At 75.1% G+C, this 4,373-nt stretch carries 1 protein-coding gene and 1 pseudogene; both read left to right on the top strand.

The features are described from left to right. Positions 1-151 precede the first annotated feature (151 nt). Positions 152-1,867 carry an APC family permease gene (locus AAHZ94_RS29265; protein ID WP_502964819.1) on the top strand — a complete coding sequence of 572 codons (1,716 nt, stop codon included), beginning with the start codon at positions 152-154 and terminating at the stop codon, positions 1,865-1,867. Next, positions 1,789-4,143: pseudogene (locus tag AAHZ94_RS29260) on the top strand (amino acid adenylation domain-containing protein); the annotation flags it as partial. The gene AAHZ94_RS29265 and the pseudogene AAHZ94_RS29260, both read left to right, overlap by 79 nt. Between the last annotated feature and the right edge of the window lie 230 nt (positions 4,144-4,373).

The following is a 4,373-nucleotide window of genomic DNA, read 5'->3' as shown; positions in this document are numbered from 1 at the left end:
CCCCCCCCCCCCCCCCATATTTTATTCCCCCCCCCCCCCGGCCTCTCGCGCTTGGTGGGGGGGGGGGTGGGGGGGTTTTTTTTAATACGGGGGGGGGGGGGCCCACCCCGCGCCCCCCCCCACCAACCTCGGCCCCAAGGCCGGACTGACCGTGGCCAGCGCGCTGCTGGTGGACTACGTCCTCACGGTCGCGGTGTCCATCTCATCCGGCGTGGAGAACCTCGGCTCCGCGGTGCCCTTCGTCATCGAGCACAAGACGCTGTGCGCGGTCGGCACCATCGTGCTGCTGACCCTGATGAACCTGCGCGGGGTCAAGGAGTCCGGGAAGCTCTTCGCGATCCCCACCTACGTGTTCGTCGTGGGTGTCTTCCTGCTGATCGCCTGGGGCGCCTTCCGCGGCCTGGTGCTCGGCGACGACATGCACGCGCCCACCTCCGACTACGAGATCCACGCCGAGAAGACCGGCCTGGCCGGCTTCGCCCTGGTCTTCCTGCTGCTGCGGGCCTTCTCCTCCGGCTGCGCCGCGCTCACCGGCGTGGAGGCCATCAGCAACGGCGTGCCCGCCTTCCGCAAGCCCAAGAGCAAGAACGCGGCCACCACGCTGCTGATGATGGGCACCTTCGCCGTCACCATGTTCTGCGGGATCATCGGCCTGGCCATGGCCACCGACGTGAAGATGGCCGAGAACCCGGCCAAGGACCTGCTGCACGACGGGGTGCCGGTCGGTGCGGACTTCACCCAGGACCCGGTCATCTCGCAGGTCGCCGCGGCGGTCTTCGGCGATGGATCGTTCCTGTTCGTGGTGCTCGCCGCGGCCACCGCCCTGGTGCTGTTCCTGGCCGCCAACACCGCGTACAACGGCTTCCCGCTGCTCGGCTCGATCCTGGCCCAGGACCGCTACCTGCCGCGCCAACTCCACACCCGCGGCGACCGGCTCGCCTTCTCCAACGGCATCCTGCTGCTGGCCCTCGCGGCGGCCATACTTGTCTACGTCTACGGCGCCGACTCCACCAAGCTCATCCAGCTCTACATCGTCGGCGTCTTCGTCTCCTTCACGCTCAGCCAGATCGGCATGGTGCGGCACTGGAACCGCCACCTGCGCACCGAGAAGGACCCGGCCAAGCGCCGCCACATGATCCGCTCCCGGGCGATCAACGCCTTCGGCGCCTCCTTCACCGGCCTGGTCCTGGTCGTCGTCCTGGTGACCAAGTTCACCCACGGCGCCTGGGTCGCCCTCCTCGGCATGGTCATCTTCTACGTGACGATGAGCGCGATCCGCCGCCACTACGACCGGGTCGCCGAGGAACTCGCCTCCGACGAGGAGCCCGAGGACTCGGTCCGCCCCTCCCGGGTGCACGCCATCGTGCTGGTCTCCAAGGTCCACAAGCCGACCCTGCGCGCCCTGGCCTACGCCAAGCTGATGCGCACCGACCGGCTCGAAGCGATCAGCATCAGCGTGGACCCGGCCGAGACCAAGGCGCTCAAGGCGGAGTGGAGCGAGCGCGGCATCGACGTACCGCTGAAGATCCTCGACTCGCCCTACCGCGAGATCACCCGCCCGGTCATCGACTACGTGAAGAGCCTGCGCCGGGAGAGCCCGCGCGAGGTGATCAGCGTCTTCATCCCCGAGTACGTGGTGGGCCACTGGTACGAGCAGTTGCTGCACAACCAGAGCGCCCTGCGCCTCAAGGGCCGCCTGCTGTTCACCCCCGGCGTCATGGTCACCTCGGTGCCCTGGCAACTCGACTCCTCCGAAGCGGCTAAACTCCGCGCCCGCAAGCGCGCCGAATGGCACGCCCCCGGCGCCGTCCGCCGCGGCCCGGTCACCCGCCCCACGAAGCGGGAGAAGGCGGGAAGCGGGAAGTAGCAGCGCGCGGCGCGGCATGCCGGTGGGCGGCGGCGGGGGCGGCACGCGCAGGCCCGCGGGCCGCCGAGCCCCGGCCCGCCGGCGACTCACGAAGCCCCGGAGGCCCGTCACCGCGGTGGCGGGCCTTTGGCGTTGCTGGGGGAGCGGGGGGCACCTGTGCCGGTGTGGGGTCCGGGCACGCGCGCGGGGCGGGGTTCGGGTCCGGGCACGCGCGCGGGGTGGGGCGTACGGGAGGGGTGGGGCCGGGCTGCCGGTACGGGCCGGGGTCCGGTCCCCGGGGCGGTTGCAGCCGGAGGGGCGTACGGTGCGGGGCCCCGGCCTCCCGGGGCGGTTGTGGTCGGGAAACCGTACGGTGCAGGCCCCGGCCCCCCGGGGCGGTTGTGGTCGGGAGGCCGTACGGGGCGCGGGGCGCGGCCGTCGACGAAAGGTCGTACGGGGGCGTCGGCGGAAGGGGCGTACGAGCGCGGGCCCGGGCATCCCAGGCGGGGCACGGCCGGCTGGGGCGGCCGGCGTCGGTTGTGGGACGTAGACTGATGAGCTGGCGTCCTGCCGCCCCTCCCCGCCGCTACGGCAGCCCGGAGCCGCGTCCGCCGCGCCCCGCGCCACCAGCACTTACCGCACCGACCGCACCGTTCGCCCCGCTCGCCCGCCCTCCCGTCAGGAGCCACCCCGCCGTGACACACCGCCCGAACCGTACGCACCGGCAGCGCCCGAACCGTACGCGGCACTCCGCCGCTGGCCCCGGCTCCGCCACCGCGAACGGCGCCCCCACCGGCCGCAGCGCCGGTGCCGGGCGGGGCGATGTGGTGGCCGTCGCGCTGCCCCGTTCGGCCGCCCTGGTGGTGGCCCTGCACGCCGTGCAGCGCACCGGTGCGGGCTATCTGCCCGTCGACCCGGAGCTGCCGCGCGAGCGGATCGCCGCCCTACTGGTGGACGCAGGTGCCACGGCCCTGGTCACCACGCGGGAGCTGGCCGATCAGTGGTTCCCGGGAGTGGGGAGCGGAGCCAGTACGCCTGGCGCGTCCGTCGACACGTCCGGTGGGGCCGGTCCGCGCAACACGGCCGGTACGCGTGGCACGCCCGGCACGTCTGGCTCGGCCGGTACGCCCGACATGCTCGGCTCGGCCAGTACGGCCAGTGTGCTCGGCGACGGCCCCGGCCCCGGCCTCGGCGCTGGCGACGGCTGGCGGGTCGCCGTCGGCGCGGCCCGTGACGGGGCGGACCTCCCCCTGCTGACGATCTCGCTGGCCGCCACCCCCGCGGGCCCGTCGCCCGCGAGCCCGTCGGCCACGGACCCCGCGCCCGCGAACCACCCCCGTCGCCGGCCCACCGCACCGCTGCCGCAGGACCCGGCGTACGTCATCTACACCTCGGGCTCCACCGGGCGGCCCAAGGGCGTCCAGGTCACCCACGAGGCGATCGCCAACCGGCTGCGCTGGATGCAGGACCGCTACCCGCTCGACGCCACCGACCGGGTGCTGCACAAGACCCCGGCCAGCTTCGACGTGTCGGTGTGGGAGCTGTTCTGGCCGCTGCTCGCCGGCGCCACGCTGGTGGTCGCGGGCCCCGACGACCACCGCGACCCGGCCGCCGTCGCCGCCCTCATCCGCAACCGGGCGATCACCACCGCGCACTTCGTGCCCTCGATGCTGGCCGCCTTCACCGCCGGCGCGAGCGCCGCCGACTGCACCAGTCTGCGCCGCGTCTTCGCCAGCGGCGAGGGCCTGCCGCCGGCCGCCGTCGCCGGCGGGCAGCGGCTGGCCCCGCAGGCCGAACTGCACAACCTGTACGGGCCGACCGAGGCCGCCGTGGACGTCACCGGCTGGCACACCGGGCCCGCCGACGCCACCGCGGTCCGGGTGCCGATCGGCCGGCCGGTGTGGAACACCCGCACCCTGGTGCTCGACGCCACGCTGCGCCCGGTGCCGCCCGGGGTGCCCGGCGAGCTGTACCTGGCCGGCGCCCAACTCGCGCTCGGCTACCTCGGCCGGGCCGCGCTCACCGCCGAGCGCTTCACCGCCGACCCGTACGGGCCCCCGGGCTCGCGCCTCTACCGCACCGGCGACCTCGCCCGCTGGCGGCGCGACGGCACCCTGGAGCACCTGGGTCGGGCCGACGACCAGATCAAGCTGCGCGGGCTGCGCATCGAGCCCGGCGAGATCCAGGCGGCCATCGACGCCCACCCGGCCGTGGCGCACAGCGCCGTGATCGCCCACACCGACCCGACGACCGGGGCCGCGCACCTGGTCGGCTACCTCGTACCGGCCGCGCCCGCGCCGCCGGGCCGCGGCCCGCCCCGCCCGGGGGCGGGGGGGTTAAAAAAAAAACCCCGCCCCCCCCCCGCCGGCCCGGCGCGGGGGGGGGGGGGGGCGGGCCCCCCCCCCCCCCGGCGCCCGGGCCCCCGCCCCCGCCCCCCCCCCCCCCGGCGCCATCACCCCGCCGCACTGCGGGCCGTCGTGGCGGCCCGCCTGCCCCGCCGGCGCGCGCGCCGCCGACTGCACCAGTC

Origin of the sequence: Streptomyces sp. HSW2009 (assembly GCF_040240285.1) — a bacterium.
Lineage (GTDB): Bacteria > Actinomycetota > Actinomycetes > Streptomycetales > Streptomycetaceae > Streptomyces.
Note: the sequence above shows the minus strand (reverse complement) of the source record. Positions and strands in the feature narration are given on the sequence as shown.